Raw genomic sequence first — 19,226 nt, forward strand, 5'->3', positions numbered from 1 at the left:
ATCTTGGTCTAGTCTCTCTCTGGTACGTACATCCGTATACGTCCTGGCGATTGGCTGTCGCCCAGGTAGCTGAAGCCAATAATGATAAGAAGTCAGCGCAGAAGGGACATAAAAGTGAGGTCGATACGTCGGCCTTGTGTGCTCACCCTGCGGCCTTGAGAGTCAGGGGCGGTGGGGCGGATGGCGTTTTATCATAGGTGCTACTGATGTTTAAAAAAGTAAACACTGCCCTGCTGGGGCTGGCTTTGTCGCTGGGGATCACGTCCGTTCACGCGGAAGAGGCAAAGAAAGTCGATGTGCTGCTGATCGGCGGCGGCATCATGAGTGCGACCCTGGGTGTATGGCTCAATGAGCTGGAGCCGGGCTGGTCGATGGAAATGGTCGAGCGCCTCGATGGCGTGGCCGAAGAAAGCTCCAACGGCTGGAACAACGCCGGTACCGGTCACTCGGCCCTGGCTGAGCTGAACTACACCCCGGAAGACAAGAACGGCAACGTTGAGATCCCGAAAGCGGTCGAGATCAACGAAGCGTTCCAGATTTCCCGTCAGTTCTGGTCCTGGCAGGTCCAGCAGGGCGTGCTCAAGAACCCACGTTCGTTCATCAACGCCACGCCGCACATGAGCTTCGTGTGGGGTGATGAGAACATCAAGTTCCTGAAAAAGCGTTACGAAGCCCTCAAGGCGAGCCCGCTGTTCGCCGGTATGCAGTATTCCGAAGACCCGGCGCAAATCGCCAAGTGGGTTCCGCTGATGATGGAAGGGCGTGACCCGAACCAGAAAATCGCGGCCACCTGGAGCCCGCTGGGTACCGACATGAACTTCGGCGAGATCACCCGCCAGTTCGTCGCTCACCTGCAGACCACGCCTAAGTTCGACCTCAAGCTGTCGAGCGAAGTGCAGGACATCACCAAGAACGCCGACGGTTCGTGGCGTGTGAGCTACAAAAACCTGAAAGACGGCACCAAGACCGAAACCGACGCCAAGTTCGTGTTCATCGGCGCTGGCGGCGGTGCACTGCACCTGCTGCAGAAGTCGGGCATTCCTGAAGCCAAGGAATACGCTGGCTTCCCGGTAGGTGGTTCGTTCCTGGTGACCGATAACCCATCGGTTGCAGAACAGCACCTGGCCAAGGCCTACGGTAAGGCTTCGGTTGGCGCGCCACCGATGTCGGTTCCGCACCTGGACACCCGCGTGCTGGATGGCAAGCGCGTGATCCTGTTTGGCCCATTCGCGACCTTCTCGACCAAGTTCCTCAAAGAAGGCTCGTACCTGGACCTGCTGACCAGCACCACCACCCACAACATCTGGCCTATGACCAAAGTCGGTATTCGTGAATACCCACTGGTCGAGTACCTCGCCGGTCAACTGATGCTGTCCGATGACGACCGCTTCAAGGCCCTGCAAGAGTACTTCCCGAACGCCAAGCAATCCGACTGGCGCCTGTGGCAAGCCGGTCAGCGCGTGCAGATCATCAAGCGTGACGAAGAGCAGGGCGGCGTCCTGAAACTCGGTACCGAAGTGGTCAGCTCCGCCGACAACACCATCGCAGGCCTGTTGGGTGCATCGCCAGGCGCGTCCACCGCGGCTCCGATCATGCTGACCGTGCTGCAAAAAGTGTTCAAGGACAAGGTTGCGACCCCTGAGTGGCAGGCCAAACTGCACCAGATCGTACCGAGCTACGGCACCAAGCTGAACGACAACCCTGAAGCTGTTGCGAAGGAATGGGCCTACACCGCCGGTATCCTGCAATTGCCTCAACCGCCGGTGATTCCGGCCATTGCTCCAAAGGCCACCGAGGCTGCCAAGCCTGCGGCTGAGCCGAGCAAGCCGGCGTCTGACCTGGCGCTGTAAGCAACACCGCCTAAAAAGCCCGCTGAACCGGTAACGGTCAGCGGGCTTTTTTGTGTGCGCCGTTCAGACCTTGAAGTGCCTGATTTGCTCATGCAGGTGCAACGCCAGCGCATTGCTGGTATCGCACAGCAGGTACAGATGCTGCGCGGGCAGCGCTGGCAGCCCGGTCATGTGCATAAGCCCTTCGCCCATGCGGCTTTGCTCCATCAGGCCCACCGCCACACCGCTGCGCACACAGGCTTCGACCGCCGAGGAGTTGGGGCTTTCCAGCAACAAGCGGTGGTAAACCGCGTGATCCTGCAAGGCCTGCAGCGCGGCTGCGCGATACGGGCAACCGGCGATTGGCACCGTGATGGGAAGCGGCGCATGCGGGGGGTAACTGAACTGCGCGGCCGCTACCCACAGCGGTTGCACGGGGCCCAGGCGTTCACCCTGTGCCAGTGGGTGGGCGCTGACGGTGAGTGTCAGGTCCAGTTGGTTGGCCATAAACAGGTTCAGCAGTTCGCCACTGGTGCGCGCTTCGACTTCCAGCTCCAATAGCGGGTTATCGGCAATCAACCGTGGCAGGAATGCCTCGATGAAGGCGGGTGCATAGGTGTCCGGCACGCCCAGGCGGATCTTGCCCTGCATGCGTTGCGGCATCAGGGAGATCAGCAGACGGTCGTGGCTTTTAAGAAACTCGGTGGTTTCGCCGAGCAATTTCTTGCCGTAAAGCGTTAACTCCACGCCCTGGTTGCTGCGGCTGAACAAGCGTTGGCCGACCTGATCCTCCAGCTTCTGTATCTGTGTCGTCACGGTAGAAGCGCTGCGGTGCACATGCTCGGCTGCTTCGTTGAAGCGCCCAAAACGCGCCACGGCGTGGAACGTGCGCAACAAATCGATATTCAGTTGTTTGGCCATGGTTTCACTATTGCGAATTGATGGTGCGGCTTATTCAAATATACAGAACTATGCCCAGCCCTTAGCCTTGGCGTCAACGTACATAAGGCGGGAGGCGTCATGAAGCGATCCACCCTGGGGCTGTTGCTGTTGCAAGGCGCGTTCGTCCTGTCATGGAGTTCGGGCTATATCGGCGCGAAGCTGGGCACCCAGGGAGGCGGCGCATTCAACCTGCTGTTCTGGCGATTCCTGTTGGTCTCGTTGTGCCTGGGATTGTTCTTGAACGTCAGGTTGTTCACGATTTCATGGGCGCAGGTGCGGCATTACGCGGTCATCGGTTTTCTCTCGCAGTGCCTGTACCTGAGTTGTCTCTACGTTGCGATCCAGAATGGCCTGGCGCCCGGCATTGCGGCAATCATCGCGGCGCTGCAGCCGTTGATGACCGCAGCCCTGTCGATCGGCAGTGCGACTGAACGCAGTGGCGGGTGGCAGTGGGCTGGGCTGATGCTCAGCTTTGGCGGGGTGTGCATCGTGATCGCGGGGCAGTACGGCAGCGGCGGCGGTGGCGTCGGCCTGGGCTTGTACCTGTTGCCACTGGCCGCTGCCCTGGGGCTGACGCTGGCGACCTTGTACGAACGCCGCACGGTGCAACGCCAGGACGCGGGCCTGGTGTTGCCGCTGTTCATCCAGTCGCTGCTGACCTTGGTCGGCTTCACCGCTGCCGTGCTCTACACCGGCACGCTGAGTGTTCCCCACGACCCCGACGTGTTGGTCGCCATTGTCTGGCTCACCGTGTTCTCGACCTTCGTCGCTTACTTGAGCCTGTGGATGTTGCTACGGGTGATGACGGCAACCCGTGTGGCAGCGCTGGTCTATCTGGAACCACCGGTCACCCTGGTATGGGCGGCGCTGATGTTTGGCGACGTGATCCATGCTGCGACCTACGCCGGGATGGCCGTGGTCGGCGCCGGCCTGCTGCTGGTACGCCTCAAGCGACCGACCGTCGTGTGTGCATCTTGAAGGCTGTGGGTTCAGCAAGCTGACAGACACCACCTGCTAAAAAGAGCTCAGAGCCCAGCAGGAGCGAGGCTGCAACCAGGGGGGATTTTCAGCCGTTCAAGCAGTGGGCGTCAGCGCCCGAGGGGTAGTTATGTGGCTACGTTATGCAGCAGTGGCGGCCATGGTCGTCGCGGCGTCCGGATGCGTGCAAGAGCGCGTGGTGCACGAGCGCCGGCCGGTGCAGCGTGAGTATGTGGAAGTCGTCGCGCCGCAACCGCCGCCGGTCCAGGTGATCGAGGTCGAGCCGCCCGTGCGCTACGGCTATGTCTGGTCACGCGGTTACTGGCGTTGGGACGGCGGGCGCTACGTTGCGGTGCACGGCCATTGGGAGCCGGTTCGAGAAGGCTATCGGTATGTGCACCCGCACTGGGTACAGCGTAGCGATGGTTACCACTGGCAGGGCGGTGGCTGGGTTCGCTGAGCCAAGGCTAGCTCGGCTTTTGCGTACCCAGCAGTCGAACTTCGCGCAACAGCGCGGCGCCGAGCTGGTCGCTGCCCAATTCACGGTAACCCACGGCTTTGATTTCGCCGTTTTCTTCGGCCTGGATGATGATCACCGGCGTCTCTTTGCCGGTGGTTTCGTCGACGTGCATCGCGTACTGGGGAATATCCAGCTTGATCGGCGTACCTGCCGCCTTGCCTTTCACATTGATCAGAAACGCCGCACAACCTGAGTCGACATCGATACTGGTGGCCGAGCGGCCGCTGACGAAGCAGCTTTGCGGCAGGTCAGGCCAGCTGATGGCGTTGGCCTGGGCGAGGGTGGGCGCCAGGAGCAGGGCTGCGAGAAGAAGCGTGCGCACGTGGGTCTTTCTCTCGATCAAGGGAAAAGGGGTTTTTACCAAAGCCTGCCCGTTGCCGCAACGCCGCGGCTCACGCCAGCCGTTTCATGCCCGTCGATTTGACGGCATCAAGGTCGAAGGTGGCGGTGTAGCTCCATCACCCACACCAGGCTGACAAAGCCCGGTGAAAATGCGCTGAGCGATTCGATCAGCGCGTTAGCCTTGGGGGATTGAACCGGAGCGTCCTGGGCGACATAGCGCACCAGCACGTTAGTATCCAGCCCGATCATCCTGCGGTTGCGCCTTGTGCCGCGATGGCGCGGTTCATCTCATCGATGGACACCGCGTTGGCTGGCTTGCGGATCAGGCCCTTGAGGCCGCGAACAGTCTTGCTCGCGGCAATAGTCGAAAATTTGCCGTCTTCCATCTCGACAAATTCAACCCGGTCACCGGTTTCCAGGCCCAGAGCAGTCCTGACCTGAATGGGAAGGGTGATTTGGCCTTTTGAAGTGAGTGTGGCAGTCGCCATAGTGAATACCTCCACGGTGATATTCCTTACCCTGGGGCAAGGAATATGGAGGACAAGATCCGTTGGTCCATAGGTTGCGCTTCAGGCGTGGGTAAATCGGACTGGTGAAAACACTAGCCCTCAACGCAGGCTTTCACCTCCCCATCCACACCCCAAAGCGATACAAGCTATGACTGTTGCGGCTTATTGCACTACCCGATAACACGGCACATAGGCCGCGCCGCCCGGCAGCTTCATGCGGTGCTGGGCGACAAACGCCTGCAGCAGTTCGTCCAGCGGTTTCATGATGGCCGGGTCGCCGTGGATTTCGTACGGGCCATGTTCTTCGATCAGGCGGATGCCCTTGTCCTTGACGTTGCCCGCGACGATGCCCGAGAACGCGCGGCGCAGGTTGGCGGCCAGTTCATGCGGTGGCAGTGTGTGGCTCAGTTGCAGGCTGGCCATGTTTTCGTGGGTTGGGTCGAATGGGCGCTGGAAGCCTTCGTCGATTTTCAGCAGCCAGTTGAAGTGGAATGCGTCGTTGCGCTCGCGGCGGAACTGCTTCACCGCCTTGAGCCCGGCGGTCATCTGGCGCGCCACTTCGGCCGGGTCATCAATGATGATCTGGTAGTGCGCCTGGGCCGCTTCGCCCAGTGTGGCGCCGACGAAGGCATGCAACTGTTGCAGGTAGGGCGCTGCGTGTTTGGGCCCGGTGAGGATGACCGGGAACGGCAGGTCGCGGTTGTCCGGGTGCATGAGGATGCCCAGCAGGTACAGGAATTCTTCCGCCGTACCGGCGCCGCCCGGGAAGATGATAATGCCGTGGCCCACGCGTACGAAGGCCTCCAGGCGTTTCTCGATATCCGGCAGGATCACCAGCTCGTTGACGATCGGGTTCGGCGCTTCGGCGGCGATGATGCCCGGCTCGGTCAGGCCCAGGTAGCGGCCGCCGGTGATGCGTTGCTTGGCGTGGGAAATGGTTGCGCCCTTCATCGGGCCCTTCATCACGCCAGGGCCGCAACCGGTGCACACGTCGAGGCTGCGCAGGCCCAATTCGTGGCCGACTTTCTTGGTGTATTTGTATTCTTCGGTGTTGATCGAGTGCCCACCCCAGCACACCACGATTTTCGGCTCGACGCCCGGGCGCAGCGTGCGGGCGTTGCGCAGCAGGTGGAAAACGTAGTCGGTGATGCCCTGGGAGTTGCTCAGGTCGATGCGCTGGCTGTCCAGCTCATTCTCGGTGTAGACGATGTCACGCAGGGCGCTGAAGAGCATCTCGCGGGTGCTGGCAATCATTTCGCCGTCAACAAAAGCGTCGGCCGGCGCATTCAACAGCTCCAGGCGCACGCCGCGATCCTGTTGGTGGATACGCACTTCAAAGTCTTTGTAGGCGTCGAGGATGGTCTTGGCGTTGTCGATGTGCGCGCCGGTGTTGAGGATTGCCAGGGCGCATTGGCGGAACAGGGTGTAGATGCTGCCGGAACCGGCTTCGCTCAGTTGCTGGACTTCACGTTGGGACAGGGTTTCGAGGCTGCCCTTGGGGCTGACGGAGGCATTGATGACTTGACGTTGGGGCATTCTGATTCCTTGAAAGCACAGCCACCGCGCCCGCAGAGGGCCGCGATGGCTTGAGAATGGTGGGCGCCGAATTCGGTCGCACGAGACGCTTATTTACCTCAGGCGCGAGGCCGAGCGCAAACATCGTCCAGCACCATCATGCCGCAGAACCTACTGAATCAGCTTCCAGTTTTTGTAGAAAACCCGACGCAGGGTAAAGACCATGCCGGCAAACCCCGCGATCACGGCGTTGAGCACCGACGGCAACGGGGTCGGCCGCACAATATCGATAAACAGGCAGTAACGCTTTGCATCGTTCTTGTTGAAGGATGCGTGCATCAGGGTGTCATCGAAGATGAACAGCGGGTCGTCGTGCCAGTAATGCTTGTGCTTGCCGACCTGAATGTAGACGCCCTCGTGATGGGGCGCCGGGGCCATGTTGTAGAGCACACGGAACATCATGCGCAGGGGGCCGAAATGAAACGAGGTGGAGCGGTTTTCGTTGAATACCGACACGCCGATGGTCTTCACGAACGGCAGTTTTTCGCGCAGTTTCGGGATGTCCAGGGTGGTTTCGATCGGCCGCCCGTACCATTGGAAAAACAACATGCCGCGTTTCTTCTCGGCCATGCGCGTGTCCAGGTAACCGATGATTTCATCCTTGTGGGCCATGGCGTCGTCGATCACCTGTTGCAGGTCTTCGCGCCAGGCGGGCGGCAAGTCGCGCATCGTATAGACGTGGCGGTTACCTGAACTCAGCAGGTCGAACAGCGTGTTGAACGGCGCCAGTAGCCAGGTATTGCGGCCACTGCCGACAAAGTATTTCTTGATCGTGGGGGCGTCATACAAACCGTTACGCAAGAAATCGTAGAGACCGCAGACCAGCACCAGGCACAGAAACACCAGAGTGGTTTCGGGGAACACGTCGATAATCAGCAGGACGCCGACAACCCACGCGACCGATATCGCTTTTTTACGCACAGCAGGCTTGTTCATGACACTCAGCTCCGACGAGGACGCCATTCGACAGGTCCGAATCCCTGGCTGCGAGTGGTGGGGTTTTGAAACATATTGAAACAACTACGCCATGATAAGACGTCCTGTGCAGGAAAGGCGTTTTAAATCGTGCAAAATTGTTAAGCCATCACAGTGTTTTGACCCCTGGCCACGTTGAGTGGATTGGATTTTGTAAACGGAAGATTTGCGACTATCGTGACGCTTCGGTTTTTCAGGCGTCATAGACCGGTACGATTGAAGTTGAATGGCCACCACTGGCCTTCGGCACCTTGGAAGAGGCAGAAATTTTATGATCATCAAACCGCGGGTTCGTGGCTTTATCTGTGTGACCGCTCACCCTGTTGGCTGTGAAGCGAACGTCAAGGAACAGATCGACTACGTCTCCAAAAACGGCGTCATCGAAGGCGGCCCGAAAAAGGTGCTGGTCCTCGGCGCTTCCACCGGCTACGGCCTGGCCGCGCGCATCAGTGCCGCGTTTGGCTGCGGCGCCGATACCCTGGGCGTGTTTTTTGAGAAAGAAGGCGAAGAAGGCAAGCTCAGCTCCGCCGGCTGGTACAACAGCGCCGCGTTCGAGAAGTTTGCCGTCGAAAAAGGCCTGTACGCCAAGAGCATCAACGGCGACGCGTTCTCCGACGAGATCAAGCGCCTGACCATCGAAACCATCAAGAAAGACCTGGGCAAGATCGACCTGGTGGTCTACAGCCTGGCCGCGCCACGCCGTACCGACCCGCAAGGCGTGGTGCACACCTCCACCCTCAAGCCGATCGGCAAGGCTGTGACCCTGCGCGGTATCAACACCGACAAGGGCGTTGTGGTCGATACCACCCTTGAGCCTGCCACCCAGGAAGAAATCGACGGCACCGTGAAAGTCATGGGTGGCGAAGACTGGCAGCTGTGGATCGACGCCCTGCGTGACGCCGATGTGCTGGCCGAAGGCGCCAAGACCACCGCGTTCACCTACCTTGGCGAGAAGCTGACCCAGGATATCTACTGGAATGGCTCCATCGGCGAAGCCAAGAAAGACCTCGACAAGAAAGTCCTGACCCTGCGCGACAACCTCGCTGCGCTCAAGGGCGACGCTCGCGTGTCGGTACTCAAGGCAGTGGTTACCCAGGCCAGCTCGGCGATCCCGATCATGCCGCTGTACCTGTCGCTGCTGTTTAAAGTGATGAAAGAGCAGGGCACCCACGAGGGTTGCATCGAGCAGGTCTACGGCCTGTTCAAGGACAGCCTGTACGGCAGCGAGCCGAAACTCGACGCCGACGGCCGCCTGCGTGCCGACCTGGCCGAGCTGGAACCCAAGGTCCAGGACGCCGTGGCAGCCCTGTGGAACCAGGTCACCGACGAAAACGTCAACGAGATCAGCGATTTCGCCGGCTACAAGGCTGAGTTCCTGCGCTTGTTCGGCTTTGAAATCGACGGCGTGGACTACGACGCTGACGTGAACCCGACTGTGAAGATCAATGGCCTGATCCAGGCCTAAGACACAGTCGAAAAAAATGTGGGAGGGGGCTTGCCCCCGATGGCGGTGGTTCAGTTACACATTCAGTAACTGACACACCGCTATCGGGAGCAAGCCCCCTCCCACATTTGCTTTGTGTACACCTCGTTCAGCGTGCCCACTTCTCCATGGCGAAATCCACAAACGCCCGCAGCTTCGGCAGGCGATAGCGGTCCTGGCGATACAGCAAGTGCATCGGCCGGCTGGGCAGCTGATAGTCGGTCAGCAAGGCCACCAGCTTGCCGCTGTCCAGGTCCGGCTGCACCAATGCATCGGCCAGCATGATGATGCCCATGCCGTTTACGGCCGCCTGGCGCAAGCCTTGCGAGCTGTTGATGGTCAATGAGCCAGACACCGCAACCTCCACCTCACCGCCCTCGCCAGTCATGCGCCACAGTTTGTCGGTGTCACGCCAGTTGTCGGTCGCAGGGTAAGCGAACGCCAGGCAGTCGTGATGCCGCAGCTGCTCGGGCGTTTGCGGCGTGCCACGTCGCGCCAGGTAGGCAGGGGATGCGCAGAGGGTGAGGGTGTAGGCTTGCATGGGCCTGGCGATCAGGCTGGAAGTTTCCAGTTCGCCGAGTCGGATCGCCACGTCGAAGCCGCTGTCGACCAGGTCCACGCGCTCATTGCTCAGCTCTACGTACAGGTTGATCTGCGGGTAGCGCTGGGAAAATTCGCTCAGGGCGGGTGTCAGCCGTTCGGTGCCGAACACCGGCGGGGCGGTGATGCGCAGGGTGCCCCTGGGCACATCGCTGTGGGCTTGTTCGGCGAGTTGCTCGGAGTCGGCCACCAGCCCCAGCACTTCCAGGCAGCGCTGGTAATACTGCCCGCCGAACTCTGTAAGGCTTTGTTTGCGGGTGGTGCGCTTGAGCAGGCTGACGCCCAGGCGCTGCTCAAGGGCGCGCAAGTGGTTGCCGACCATGGTGGTCGACAGCCCACAGGCCTGGGCCGCGGCGGTCATGCTGCCGGTTTCGACCACTTTTACGTACACCGACATTGCCTGGAATAAATCCATTATCAAGCCCTGATTTAAAGTCATTGCAGGAAAGCACAGTTTATCCAGCTGAGGTGGCTAACGATACTTCGACCACCCTTACGATGCGCTGGAGCCTGCCACCATGACCGCCGCCTGCCTGATGACCACTTATCAACCCATGGCCTTGAGTTTTACCCGTGGCCTGGGCACGCGCCTGTGGGACCAGCAAGGCCGCGAATACCTCGACGCGGTGGCGGGCGTGGCGGTGACCAATGTCGGGCACTCTCATCCGAAACTGGTGACAGCCATCCGTGAACAGGCCGGCTTGCTGTTGCACACGTCCAACCTCTACAGCATCGACTGGCAACAGCGCCTGGCCCAACGCCTGACGCAGTTATCGGGCCTGGACCGCGCCTTCTTCAACAACTCCGGGGCCGAAGCCAACGAGACGGCGCTGAAACTGGCGCGGTTGCACGGTTGGAAAAAAGGCATCGAGGAACCCCTGGTGATCGTCATGGAGAACGCCTTCCACGGCCGCACCCTGGGCACCATGGCGGCCAGCGATGGGCCGTCGGTGCGCCTCGGCTTCCAGCGTTTGCCGGGGGATTTTCTCAAGGTCAGGTTTGGCGACCTGGCGGCCATTGAAGCGCTAACCAACACATTCGGCGCGCGTATTGCGGCGGTCCTGCTGGAACCCATCCAGGGCGAAAGTGGCGTGCTCCCCGCGCCCCCTGGGTATTTGCGGGCGTTGCGCGATCACTGCAGCCGCCATGGCTGGCTGATGATGCTCGACGAAATCCAGACCGGCATTGGCCGTACCGGCCGCTGGTTTGCCTTCCAGCATGAGGGCATCGTGCCGGACGTGATGACCCTGGCCAAAGGCCTCGGCAACGGCGTGCCGATCGGTGCCTGCCTGGCCCGGGCCGCCGTGGCCCAGCTGTTTACCCCCGGCAGTCACGGCAGCACGTTTGGCGGTAACCCGCTGGCCTGCCGGGTGGGTTGCACAGTGCTGGAGATTATTGAAGAGCAGGGTTTGTTGCAGAATGCTGCGCAGCAGGGTGAACGCTTGTTGGCGCGTTTACGCATGGAGCTGGACGACCATCCGCAGGTACTGGCGATTCGCGGGCAGGGCCTGATGATCGGCATCGAGCTGGCCAGGCCTTACCGCGACCTGGCCCAGCGTGCCGCGCAGGAGCATGGGTTGCTGATCAATGTCACGCGGGGCAAGGTTATTCGCCTGCTGCCGCCGCTGACCCTGGATGCCAAAGAGGTCGAGATGATCGTGCGTGCCATTACCCGACTACTGGATTGAAATGTGCTGGCTCCTGGGGCCTCAGGGCGTTGGCCCATTCAGCCACTCCTGGTTCATGGTCTCGGTATCGCCCAGATACTCCAGCAGCCACGCCATCGCCGGGGACAGTTTGTTCTGTGCCCAGGCCACGCACGACGGGCTGGCGGGGAAGGGCCGGGTCAGTTGCAGCGCCACCAACTCACCGCGCTCGATCCACGGCAACACCTGATGCGCCGGGGCCATGCCCACGCACAGGCCGTCGCGCAGGCAATCGATGGCCGAGGCCCAATTGGGCACCACCAGGCGGCGTTGGTTGTCCAGGGTCCAGGTGTCGCGCTTGGGCAGGTTGCGCGAGGTGTCGGTCATGCACAACGACGCGAACGGGCGCAACTGGTCGTCACTGAGCAAGCCTTGCATGCTTGCCAACGGGTGCCGCGCGCTGACCACGCACAGCCAGTTCAACAAGCCCATGTCGCGGAAGGTGAAGCGGCTGGCCACCGGCACGGCGCTGGTGGCGCCGATCACAATGTCGGTGCGTTCATCCGCCAAGGCATCCCACACGCCGTTGTACACCTCATATTCCAGCAGCAATTCCACGTGGGGGAACTGCCGATAAAAATCCAGCACCAACTGCCGGCATCGCTGGGGTTTGACGATGGAGTCCACGGCGACCTTCAACTGGCCGCTCCAGCCATTCGCTACCTGCTGGCATAAACGCCGGGTGCCGAGCATTTTTTTCATCACGCCACGGGCTTCGTCGATAAACAGGCGACCGGCGGGGGTCAGCTCCACGTCGCGATGACGCCTGATAAACAGCGGCACCGCCAGCCACTCCTCAAGCTGACGCACCGTGTAGCTGATGGCCGACGGCACACGGTGCAATTCCTGCGCGGCGGCGCTGAAGCTGCCATGGCGGGCCACCGCGTCGACCACATCCAGTGAATATTCGGACCACATGGCGGCTGCCTTTAAAATTATTGATAAGAGCGACCAATTATTATCGCTTCACACGAAAAATGTCAGCTTCATAATAGGCGCCAGTCAGCAAATAGTTTGATGGCAGGTTCGACAAGGTTTCAATGAAAAATTCTTTTGGTTTCACTTGGTACCTGGCGGGGCTGAGCATGCTCGGTTATCTGGCCATGGACATGTACTTGCCGGCGTTCGGCGCCATGGGCGAGCAGTTGCAGATTGGCGCGGGCGCGGTGGGCGCCAGTTTGAGTATTTTCCTCGCAGGCTTTGCGCTGGGGCAGTTGCTGTGGGGGCCGTTGTCCGACCGGCTGGGGCGCAAGCCGATCCTGCTCGCAGGCCTTGGCCTGTTTGTGCTGGGGTGCGCAGGGATGTTCTGGGTCGAGACCGCACCGCAGTTGCTGGCGCTGCGCTTTATGCAGGCGATTGGCGTGTGTTCCGCCGCCGTGAGCTGGCAGGCGCTGGTGATCGACCGTTACCCGGCCGACAAGGCGCACCGCGTGTTTGCCAGCATCATGCCGCTGATGTCGCTGTCGCCGGCCCTGGCGCCGTTGCTGGGGGCGATGGTATTGAATCACTGTGGCTGGCAGGCGATCTTCGGCGTGTTGCTGGGTGTCTCGCTGCTGTTGCTGTTGCCGACTGTTTTCCTGCGCAGTGTGCCGAAAGCTCCGACGCCTGAGGGTGAGTCTGCGCGCCTAAGCTATGGGCAGTTGCTCACGTCTCGGGTGTTCACCGGCAACGTGATGATCTTCGCTGCTTGCTCGGCCAGTTTCTTCGCCTGGCTCACCGCGTCGCCTTTCATCCTCGGCGACATGGGCTACAGCCCCAATGACATCGGCCTCAGCTACGTGCTGCCGACGCTGGCATTCCTGATCGGTGGCTACAGTTGCCGCAGCGCGCTGCAGCATTTGGCGGGCAAGACCCTGCTGCCCTGGTTGCTGCTGGCCTACTGCATCAGCATGGTTGCGTTGTACCTGGTTGCGACGTTGAGCGTGCCGACCCTCACCACCTTGTTGATCCCGTTCTGCCTGATGGCCTTGGTCAACGGCGCCAGCTACCCGATAGTGGTAGCGAATGCGCTGATGCCTTTTGCGGAAAATTCCGGCAAGGCGGCGGCACTGCAAAACACCTTGCAGCTGGGCCTGTGTTTTCTCAGCAGCCTGCTGGTGTCGTCGATGATCGAGCAACCGTTGCTGATCACCGTGATCGTGATGCTGGCGACCGCGCCGTTGGCGGTGTTGGGTTATTGGTTGGCGCGGCCCAAGGTGGATGGCTCCCAGATGGCCACTGAGCTGGAGTGATAAAACGTTTCAACATGTGGGAGGGGGCTTGCCCCCGATAGCGGTGTATCAGCCAGTCTATTGGGTACTGACACACTGCAATTGGGGGCAAGCCCCCTCCCACATTTTGAGCGCATTTCTTCAGGGGTTTAGAAGGTGACTTCCATATTCAGCGTCGGCGTAGAGGTCCGAGTACCCCGACCGCCATCCACCCCGAACTTGTTATGCCAGTACTCGTAGCCCACCCCTAGATACAGGTTCGGCTTCACGCTTTTGCCCGGTCGCACTGCCACCATCAGCGCCGTGCGCATCAGCGCTTCCGGCGCAGTATCACGGCCATGGTAGTCCTCGCCTTTTTCCCCGACGTAATTGATAAACCCCTGGAATTTCGCCGCGTGGTTGGCGACCTCGAACGGGCGCATCCACGTCAGGTTGAGCATGTAGGTGTCGTCAAAGGTGTGGTTTGACTCCTGCGCACCGGGGATGCCGGTGTGGTTCCTTTCCTTGTAGTACATCACGCTCAGGTCCAGTACCCCGACCGTGTTGAATTTCAAGGTCGGGCCGAGCACCAGGGCGCGCTTTTTCGCCGAGGCAAAATTGTTGTTGCGGTTGGCGTCAAAGCCCAGGGTCAGTGCGTAATCCTTGATCAAGCCCGTACCCAGCGGCACATCGAACACCCGTGACGCGTACACCTGGTGCCGGTACACCGCGTACACCTCGCTGCCCCCGTGGTCGGTGCCCTTGCGTGGGTCGCGGCTGTCGGACAGGAACACATCCAGGTTGAGGAAATTGCTGCCGTAGCGGTAGCCGCTGGCGTGGGTGAAACTGTAGATGCGCTTGCTGAATGCGTCGGGGTTGTTCGGGTTGGTGAACTGCTGGCCGTAACGGAACCCCAGGCTGTTGTTCATCCATTCCACCGCGACAGCCTCCCCGCCGCCGAGGAGGGTGAGTGCGACGGTGGCGCCCTGTAATGCCTTTTTCATTGTTCTAGGTCCTTTGGCGTTCTGGCTCATCACGGCCGGATTGTTTTTGTAACGCCGTCGGAGGGTATCTTGTTCGATAGATTGTATACAACTCTATGGACATACAGTCCAAACATTGCATACAGTGGCCGCACAACAAAAACAGAGAACCCCTCACCATGACTATCCCTAAGGCGTCACCGCAGCGGCCGGAAGATGAGAACCTTGGCGTCGCCGCCAACATGGCTTACGGCCTGCAACATGTGCTCACCATGTACGGCGGTATCGTCGCGGTGCCGTTGATCGTCGGCCAGGCAGCCGGTTTGTCGCCGGCGGACATCGGCTTGCTGATCGCCGCGTCACTGTTTGCCGGAGGCCTGGCTACGCTGTTGCAGACCCTGGGCCTGCCGTTTTTTGGCTGTCAGTTGCCGCTGGTGCAGGGCGTGTCGTTTGCCGGTGTGGCAACCATGGTGGCGATTGTCGGCAGCGACGGCGCCGGCGGTGTGCCGGCGATTCTCGGCGCGGTGATGGCCGCGTCGTTGATCGGGCTACTGATCACCCCGGTGTTTTCGCGGATCACCAAGTTCTTCCCGCCGTTGGTCACGGGCATCGTGATCACCACCATCGGCCTGACCCTGATGCCCGTCGCGGCGCGCTGGGCCATGGGCGGCAATAGCCGCGCAGCGGATTTCGGCAGCATGCCCAATATCGGCCTGGCAGCGCTGACACTGGTGCTGGTGCTGCTGCTGAGCAAGATCGGCAGCGCAACCATCTCGCGCTTGTCGATCCTGCTGGCGATGGTGATCGGCACCGTGATTGCGGTGCTGCTGGGCATGGCCGATTTCTCCGGTGTGACCCAGGGGCCGATGTTCGGTTTCCCGACGCCCTTCCATTTCGGGATGCCGACCTTTCATGTGGCGGCGATCATTTCCATGTGCATCGTCGTGATGGTGACGCTGGTGGAAACCTCGGCGGATATCCTGGCAGTGGGTGAGATCATCGACACCAAAGTCGACTCCAAACGCCTGGGCAACGGCCTGCGCGCCGATATGCTGTCGAGCATGTTTGCGCCGATTTTCGGCTCGTTCACCCAGAGCGCCTTCGCCCAGAACGTCGGCCTGGTGGCGGTGACCGGGGTGAAGAGCCGCTTTGTGGTGGCGACCGGAGGGCTGTTCCTGGTGGTCCTCGGCCTGCTGCCGTTTATGGGCCGGGTGATTGCCGCGGTGCCGACCTCCGTGCTCGGCGGCGCCGGGATTGTGCTGTTCGGTACGGTGGCGGCGAGTGGTATTCGCACCCTGTCCAAGGTGGATTACCGCAACAACATGAACCTGATCATCGTCGCCACGAGCATCGGTTTTGGCATGATCCCGATCGCCGCGCCGAGTTTCTACGATCAGTTCCCTAGCTGGTTCGCGACCATCTTCCACTCGGGCATCAGTTCGTCGGCGATCATGGCGATCCTGCTGAATTTGGCGTTCAACCACTTTACCGCCGGTAACTCGGACCAGCAGTCGGTGTTTGTGGCGGGGACGGAGCGCAGCCTGTGCTTTCGCGATGTGTCGCAGCTGCGTGACGGGGATTACTTCAAAGGCGGCAAGCTGTTTGATGCCGAGGGCAGGGAGATCCCATTGGTGGCGGAAGTGCCTAAGCACACCGCAAGACCCGAAACCACAGAGGTCTGACACTGGGAGGGGCAGTGCGACGATTCGACTTGCCCCTCCCATATTTGAATTCAGCCCGCCTTGAGCACGTTGTGCGGCACTGAGCACACCTCATCCAGAAACTTCACCACCGTCCCCATGCACGCTTGGCGTTCTTCCACATGGGGCATGTGGCTGGAGTCTTCAAACAGCGCCCAGCGCACATCGGCGATTTCGTCCAGGAACGGCTTGACCACCAGCGGCGTGGCCTCGTCGTGGCGCCCGGAGATCACCAGGGTCGGCACATTGATTGCCGACAGGCGGCCCGTCGATTTCCAGTCCTTCAAACTGCCGATCACATGGAACTCGGTCGGGCCGCTCATGGCGTGGTACACCGTGGGGTCTGCATCCACGGCGGCGAAAGTGCGCGCCACTGCTTCCGGCCACGGGTTGACCCTGCACACGTGGTGGTCATAGAACACACGCGAGGCGGCGAGGTATTCCGGGTCCTGGTAAGTGCCGGCGGCTTCATGCTTGAGCAGGGTTTCATGCACGCCTGCGGGCAATAACGTGCGCAGGCGGTTGGCTTCGCTGACCCAGGTGCGCATGCAGGTCGGCGAGTTGGCCGGGATGAACGCGCGCAGGCCCTTGGGCTGCAGAATCGCGTGTTCACTGCCGAGCATGCCGCCCCAGGACTGGCCGAGGATCGCGTAGTTGTCGCTGATCTGCAGGTGGTCCAGCAGGTTGTTCAGCTCGGCGAGGAACAGCTCGACGGTCCAGAAGGAGGGGCCTTTGTCGGGCAAATGAGTGGAACGGCCGTTGCCGATCTGGTCGTAGTGGATCACGGCGTGGCCGCTGGCGGCGACGTCTTTGAACGCGTCTACATAGTCGTGGGTGCAGCCGGGGCCGCCATGGATGACCACCAGTGGCGTGCGGCCGCTGGAGAGGTCGCCGGTGACGCGGTACCAGGTCTGGTGGTCGCCAAACGCCGCATACCCTTCGCGGATTTTTTCGATGAATTCCATTTCGTACCCTGCTCTGAAAAAAAAGATCAGAGACACGATAGTCCGCGCAAAAACTTTAGGTAACTAGCAAAACAGCTAGGTTTTTACTCAGGTTCAGTCCTCAAGCAGGCGGTAATGGGTGGCGCGAACCACCGCCTGTACGCGGTTCCTGGCCCCCAGTTTATGCATCGCCGAGGCCAGGTGCAGAGTGACCACGGCCAGCGATCGGCTCAATTGCGTGGCGATTTGTGCGGCGGTCAGGCCGTCGGCGGCCCACTTGAGGCACTCGCGCTCGCGTTTGGTCAGGTGGATATGCGGGTAGGTGCGTAGCTCTTTGCTGAACAGCGGGTAGGCTGCTTCCTGCAAGGCGTGGGAAATCAGGCTGAAATCCGACAGCGTCTGCTGCGCATCCTGCAGCACGGTGTGCGCTTTACCGGTGCGCAGGCCTGTCAACGACGCGAAGCCGCCACGGGGCAGGTGCATCGGCACGCTGACACCGCAGGTCAATTGCTGGTCATGCAGGTAGGACGAAACGGGCGCGTGGCAGGGGTCGATGATCTTTTGCAGGGCCGTGTCGGCCTTCGCTTCATAAGACCACACGAATGGCGACACGCTGCTCAGCGCCAGGTGTTGCACCGGGTCGATCTGGTAGTACCCCTGGCTGCACCATAGCGCGTGCCAGTCTGCCGGGGTATTGCGCAACTCCAGCACCGAGGGCGTGATCAGCCCACCCTCCAGGTCGATTGGCACCGGGGTGTAGTCGTACACCAGCGCATCGAAGCCCAACTGCTGGGCGAGTATAAAGGTGTTGTCCATCTGCTCATCCAGGCTCCTGCCCGGCATCAGACGATTATTGAAGGCAGTTAGCTTGGCCAGCATCCGTTCTGCTCCCGAATTCATTTGAATCTCGACTTGCTGCAAGTAGAATGCCACGCCCCGGCGAAGGACTGCCAGGCCAAACCTATAAGAACTGCTAGGTTATGGACGCACGGCATCCTCGGTAGTGTTGGCCTGATAAACGGCCGCTACCTGCCAGGCCGATACAACACAAGGAATGTATGCATGTGGCGTGAAATTGCCCCCGACCGGCAGTACAACGTGCAAGTCGACGGCCACAACCTCGTGGTCTACAGCTTTGGCGAAGGCGATGAGGTGCTGCTGTGCCTCAATGGCGGCCCGGGCCTGCCGTGTGACTACTTGCGCGACGCCCATGGCTGGCTCAAGGACCATAACCTGCGAGTGGTTGCATTCGACCAGCTTGGCACCGGCGCTTCTGCCAGACCCACTGACGTTTCCTTGTGGGAAATCGGCCGTTATGTCGAAGAAGTCGAAACCGTGCGCCAGGCCCTGGACCTCGGCCGTGTGCACTTGCTCGGGCATTCCTGGGGCGGCTGGCTGGGTATCGAATACGCCATCCACTATCCCCATGCCCTGAAAAGCCTGATCCTCGAAAACACCGTCGGCGACATTCCGCATTTGTCCCAAGAGCTGGAGCGCCTGCGCGGCGCCCTCGGCAGCGAAACCGTGGCCATGATGCAACGCCACGAAGCCATGGGCACCCTGGACCACCCGCAATACCAGGCGGCGATCACTTTGCTCAACTACCGCCACGTGTGCCGCCTGGACGAATGGCCCGAGCCGATCAAACGCTCCCTCGGCGACTGGAACATGGGGCCCTACGAAACCATGCAGGGCCCCAACGAATTCCTCTACGTCGGTAACCTCAAAGACTGGAACCGTATTGCCGAAATGGCCGGTTTCACCATGCCGATGCTGATCACCACGGGCCAGCACGACGAACTCACCCCGGCCTGCGCGATGCGCATGAAGATGGCGGCCAGGCACGCCGAACTACACGTCTTCCCCAACAGTAGCCATATGCCGTTTTATGAAGAACCCCAGGCGTATTTTCCGGTGCTGCTGGATTTTCTCGCCCGCCACCGAGGCTGAC

18 protein-coding genes and 1 pseudogene are annotated in these 19,226 nt (G+C 60.7%); 8 read left to right on the forward strand and 11 right to left on the reverse strand.

Annotated elements, in window-relative coordinates; all coding sequences use genetic code 11:
- Positions 1-206 precede the first annotated feature (206 nt).
- Positions 207-1,850, forward strand: coding sequence for a malate dehydrogenase (quinone) (gene mqo / locus GIW02_RS05835; RefSeq protein WP_236421793.1), 1,644 nt, complete (start codon positions 207-209; stop codon positions 1,848-1,850).
- Positions 1,851-1,913: 63 nt separating this feature from the next.
- Here the strand turns inward: mqo and GIW02_RS05840 are convergent, their stop codons facing one another.
- Positions 1,914-2,750, reverse strand: coding sequence for a LysR family transcriptional regulator (locus tag GIW02_RS05840; RefSeq protein ID WP_236419969.1), 837 nt, complete (start codon positions 2,748-2,750; stop codon positions 1,914-1,916).
- Positions 2,751-2,849: 99 nt separating this feature from the next.
- Here GIW02_RS05840 and GIW02_RS05845 point away from each other — a divergent pair, with 99 nt between their 5' ends.
- Both GIW02_RS05845 and GIW02_RS05850 read left to right on the forward strand, forming a co-directional pair.
- Positions 2,850-3,749 (forward strand): DMT family transporter, encoded by a 900-nt coding sequence (locus GIW02_RS05845; protein WP_236421794.1) that lies wholly within the window; start codon positions 2,850-2,852, stop codon positions 3,747-3,749.
- 130 nt (positions 3,750-3,879) lie between these two features.
- Complete coding sequence (locus GIW02_RS05850; protein ID WP_236415311.1) at positions 3,880-4,209, forward strand: hypothetical protein; 330 nt, start codon at positions 3,880-3,882, stop codon at positions 4,207-4,209.
- A gap of 7 nt (positions 4,210-4,216) precedes the next feature.
- Here the strand turns inward: GIW02_RS05850 and GIW02_RS05855 are convergent, their stop codons facing one another.
- The 5 genes and pseudogenes from GIW02_RS05855 to GIW02_RS05875 all read right to left on the reverse strand — a co-directional run bounded on the left by GIW02_RS05855 (position 4,217) and on the right by GIW02_RS05875 (position 7,631).
- The gene (locus tag GIW02_RS05855) at positions 4,217-4,591 is read right to left on the reverse strand and encodes a hypothetical protein (protein ID WP_236415309.1); all 375 of its coding nucleotides are present in this window, start codon (positions 4,589-4,591) and stop codon (positions 4,217-4,219) included.
- 128 nt (positions 4,592-4,719) lie between these two features.
- A pseudogene (locus GIW02_RS05860) lies at positions 4,720-4,860 on the reverse strand (VapC toxin family PIN domain ribonuclease); the annotation flags it as partial.
- Positions 4,857-5,114 carry an AbrB/MazE/SpoVT family DNA-binding domain-containing protein gene (locus tag GIW02_RS05865; RefSeq protein ID WP_236415307.1) on the reverse strand — a complete coding sequence of 86 codons (258 nt, stop codon included), beginning with the start codon at positions 5,112-5,114 and terminating at the stop codon, positions 4,857-4,859. The gene GIW02_RS05865 and the pseudogene GIW02_RS05860, both read right to left, overlap by 4 nt.
- A gap of 168 nt (positions 5,115-5,282) precedes the next feature.
- Positions 5,283-6,656 carry a nucleotide 5'-monophosphate nucleosidase PpnN gene (ppnN, locus tag GIW02_RS05870; RefSeq protein WP_236415305.1) on the reverse strand — a complete coding sequence of 458 codons (1,374 nt, stop codon included), beginning with the start codon at positions 6,654-6,656 and terminating at the stop codon, positions 5,283-5,285.
- A gap of 150 nt (positions 6,657-6,806) precedes the next feature.
- Entirely contained in the window at positions 6,807-7,631 is an 825-nt protein-coding gene (locus tag GIW02_RS05875) for an aspartyl/asparaginyl beta-hydroxylase domain-containing protein (RefSeq protein WP_236415303.1), read from the reverse strand.
- A 310-nt stretch (positions 7,632-7,941) separates the two neighbouring features.
- Between GIW02_RS05875 and fabV the strand changes: the two genes are divergently transcribed.
- The gene (fabV, locus tag GIW02_RS05880) at positions 7,942-9,135 is read left to right on the forward strand and encodes an enoyl-ACP reductase FabV (protein ID WP_236415301.1); all 1,194 of its coding nucleotides are present in this window, start codon (positions 7,942-7,944) and stop codon (positions 9,133-9,135) included.
- Positions 9,136-9,262: 127 nt separating this feature from the next.
- Here the strand turns inward: fabV and GIW02_RS05885 are convergent, their stop codons facing one another.
- Positions 9,263-10,168 carry a LysR family transcriptional regulator gene (locus GIW02_RS05885; RefSeq protein ID WP_236415299.1) on the reverse strand — a complete coding sequence of 302 codons (906 nt, stop codon included), beginning with the start codon at positions 10,166-10,168 and terminating at the stop codon, positions 9,263-9,265.
- Positions 10,169-10,271: 103 nt separating this feature from the next.
- Here GIW02_RS05885 and GIW02_RS05890 point away from each other — a divergent pair, with 103 nt between their 5' ends.
- Positions 10,272-11,441 carry an aspartate aminotransferase family protein gene (locus GIW02_RS05890; protein WP_236415297.1) on the forward strand — a complete coding sequence of 390 codons (1,170 nt, stop codon included), beginning with the start codon at positions 10,272-10,274 and terminating at the stop codon, positions 11,439-11,441.
- Between the two features lie 21 nt (positions 11,442-11,462).
- On the opposite strand, the gene punR is transcribed toward GIW02_RS05890, so the two are convergent.
- Positions 11,463-12,377 (reverse strand): DNA-binding transcriptional activator PunR, encoded by a 915-nt coding sequence (gene punR / locus GIW02_RS05895; RefSeq protein ID WP_236415295.1) that lies wholly within the window; start codon positions 12,375-12,377, stop codon positions 11,463-11,465.
- 122 nt (positions 12,378-12,499) lie between these two features.
- On the opposite strand from punR, the gene punC reads away from it, so the two are divergent.
- A complete protein-coding gene (gene punC / locus GIW02_RS05900) occupies positions 12,500-13,690 on the forward strand; it encodes a purine nucleoside transporter PunC (RefSeq protein WP_236415293.1) in 1,191 nt (396 codons plus the stop codon).
- Between the two features lie 128 nt (positions 13,691-13,818).
- Here the strand turns inward: punC and GIW02_RS05905 are convergent, their stop codons facing one another.
- On the reverse strand, positions 13,819-14,652 hold the full coding sequence (locus tag GIW02_RS05905; protein WP_236415291.1) for a nucleoside-binding protein: 834 nt from the start codon (positions 14,650-14,652) through the stop codon (positions 13,819-13,821).
- 158 nt (positions 14,653-14,810) lie between these two features.
- On the opposite strand from GIW02_RS05905, the gene GIW02_RS05910 reads away from it, so the two are divergent.
- The gene (locus tag GIW02_RS05910) at positions 14,811-16,313 is read left to right on the forward strand and encodes a nucleobase:cation symporter-2 family protein (RefSeq protein ID WP_236421795.1); all 1,503 of its coding nucleotides are present in this window, start codon (positions 14,811-14,813) and stop codon (positions 16,311-16,313) included.
- Positions 16,314-16,363: 50 nt separating this feature from the next.
- Here the strand turns inward: GIW02_RS05910 and GIW02_RS05915 are convergent, their stop codons facing one another.
- Both GIW02_RS05915 and GIW02_RS05920 read right to left on the reverse strand, forming a co-directional pair.
- On the reverse strand, positions 16,364-17,296 hold the full coding sequence (locus GIW02_RS05915) for a proline iminopeptidase-family hydrolase (protein ID WP_236415287.1): 933 nt from the start codon (positions 17,294-17,296) through the stop codon (positions 16,364-16,366).
- A 93-nt stretch (positions 17,297-17,389) separates the two neighbouring features.
- Complete coding sequence (locus GIW02_RS05920; RefSeq protein ID WP_236415285.1) at positions 17,390-18,154, reverse strand: LuxR family transcriptional regulator; 765 nt, start codon at positions 18,152-18,154, stop codon at positions 17,390-17,392.
- A 183-nt stretch (positions 18,155-18,337) separates the two neighbouring features.
- Here GIW02_RS05920 and GIW02_RS05925 point away from each other — a divergent pair, with 183 nt between their 5' ends.
- Positions 18,338-19,225, forward strand: a complete 888-nt coding sequence (locus tag GIW02_RS05925; protein WP_236415283.1) for a proline iminopeptidase-family hydrolase — start codon at positions 18,338-18,340, stop codon at positions 19,223-19,225.
- Position 19,226: the final 1 nt, after the last annotated feature.

Origin of the sequence: Pseudomonas syringae (assembly GCF_021606685.1) — a bacterium.
Taxonomy (GTDB): Bacteria; Pseudomonadota; Gammaproteobacteria; order Pseudomonadales; family Pseudomonadaceae; genus Aquipseudomonas; species Aquipseudomonas syringae_R.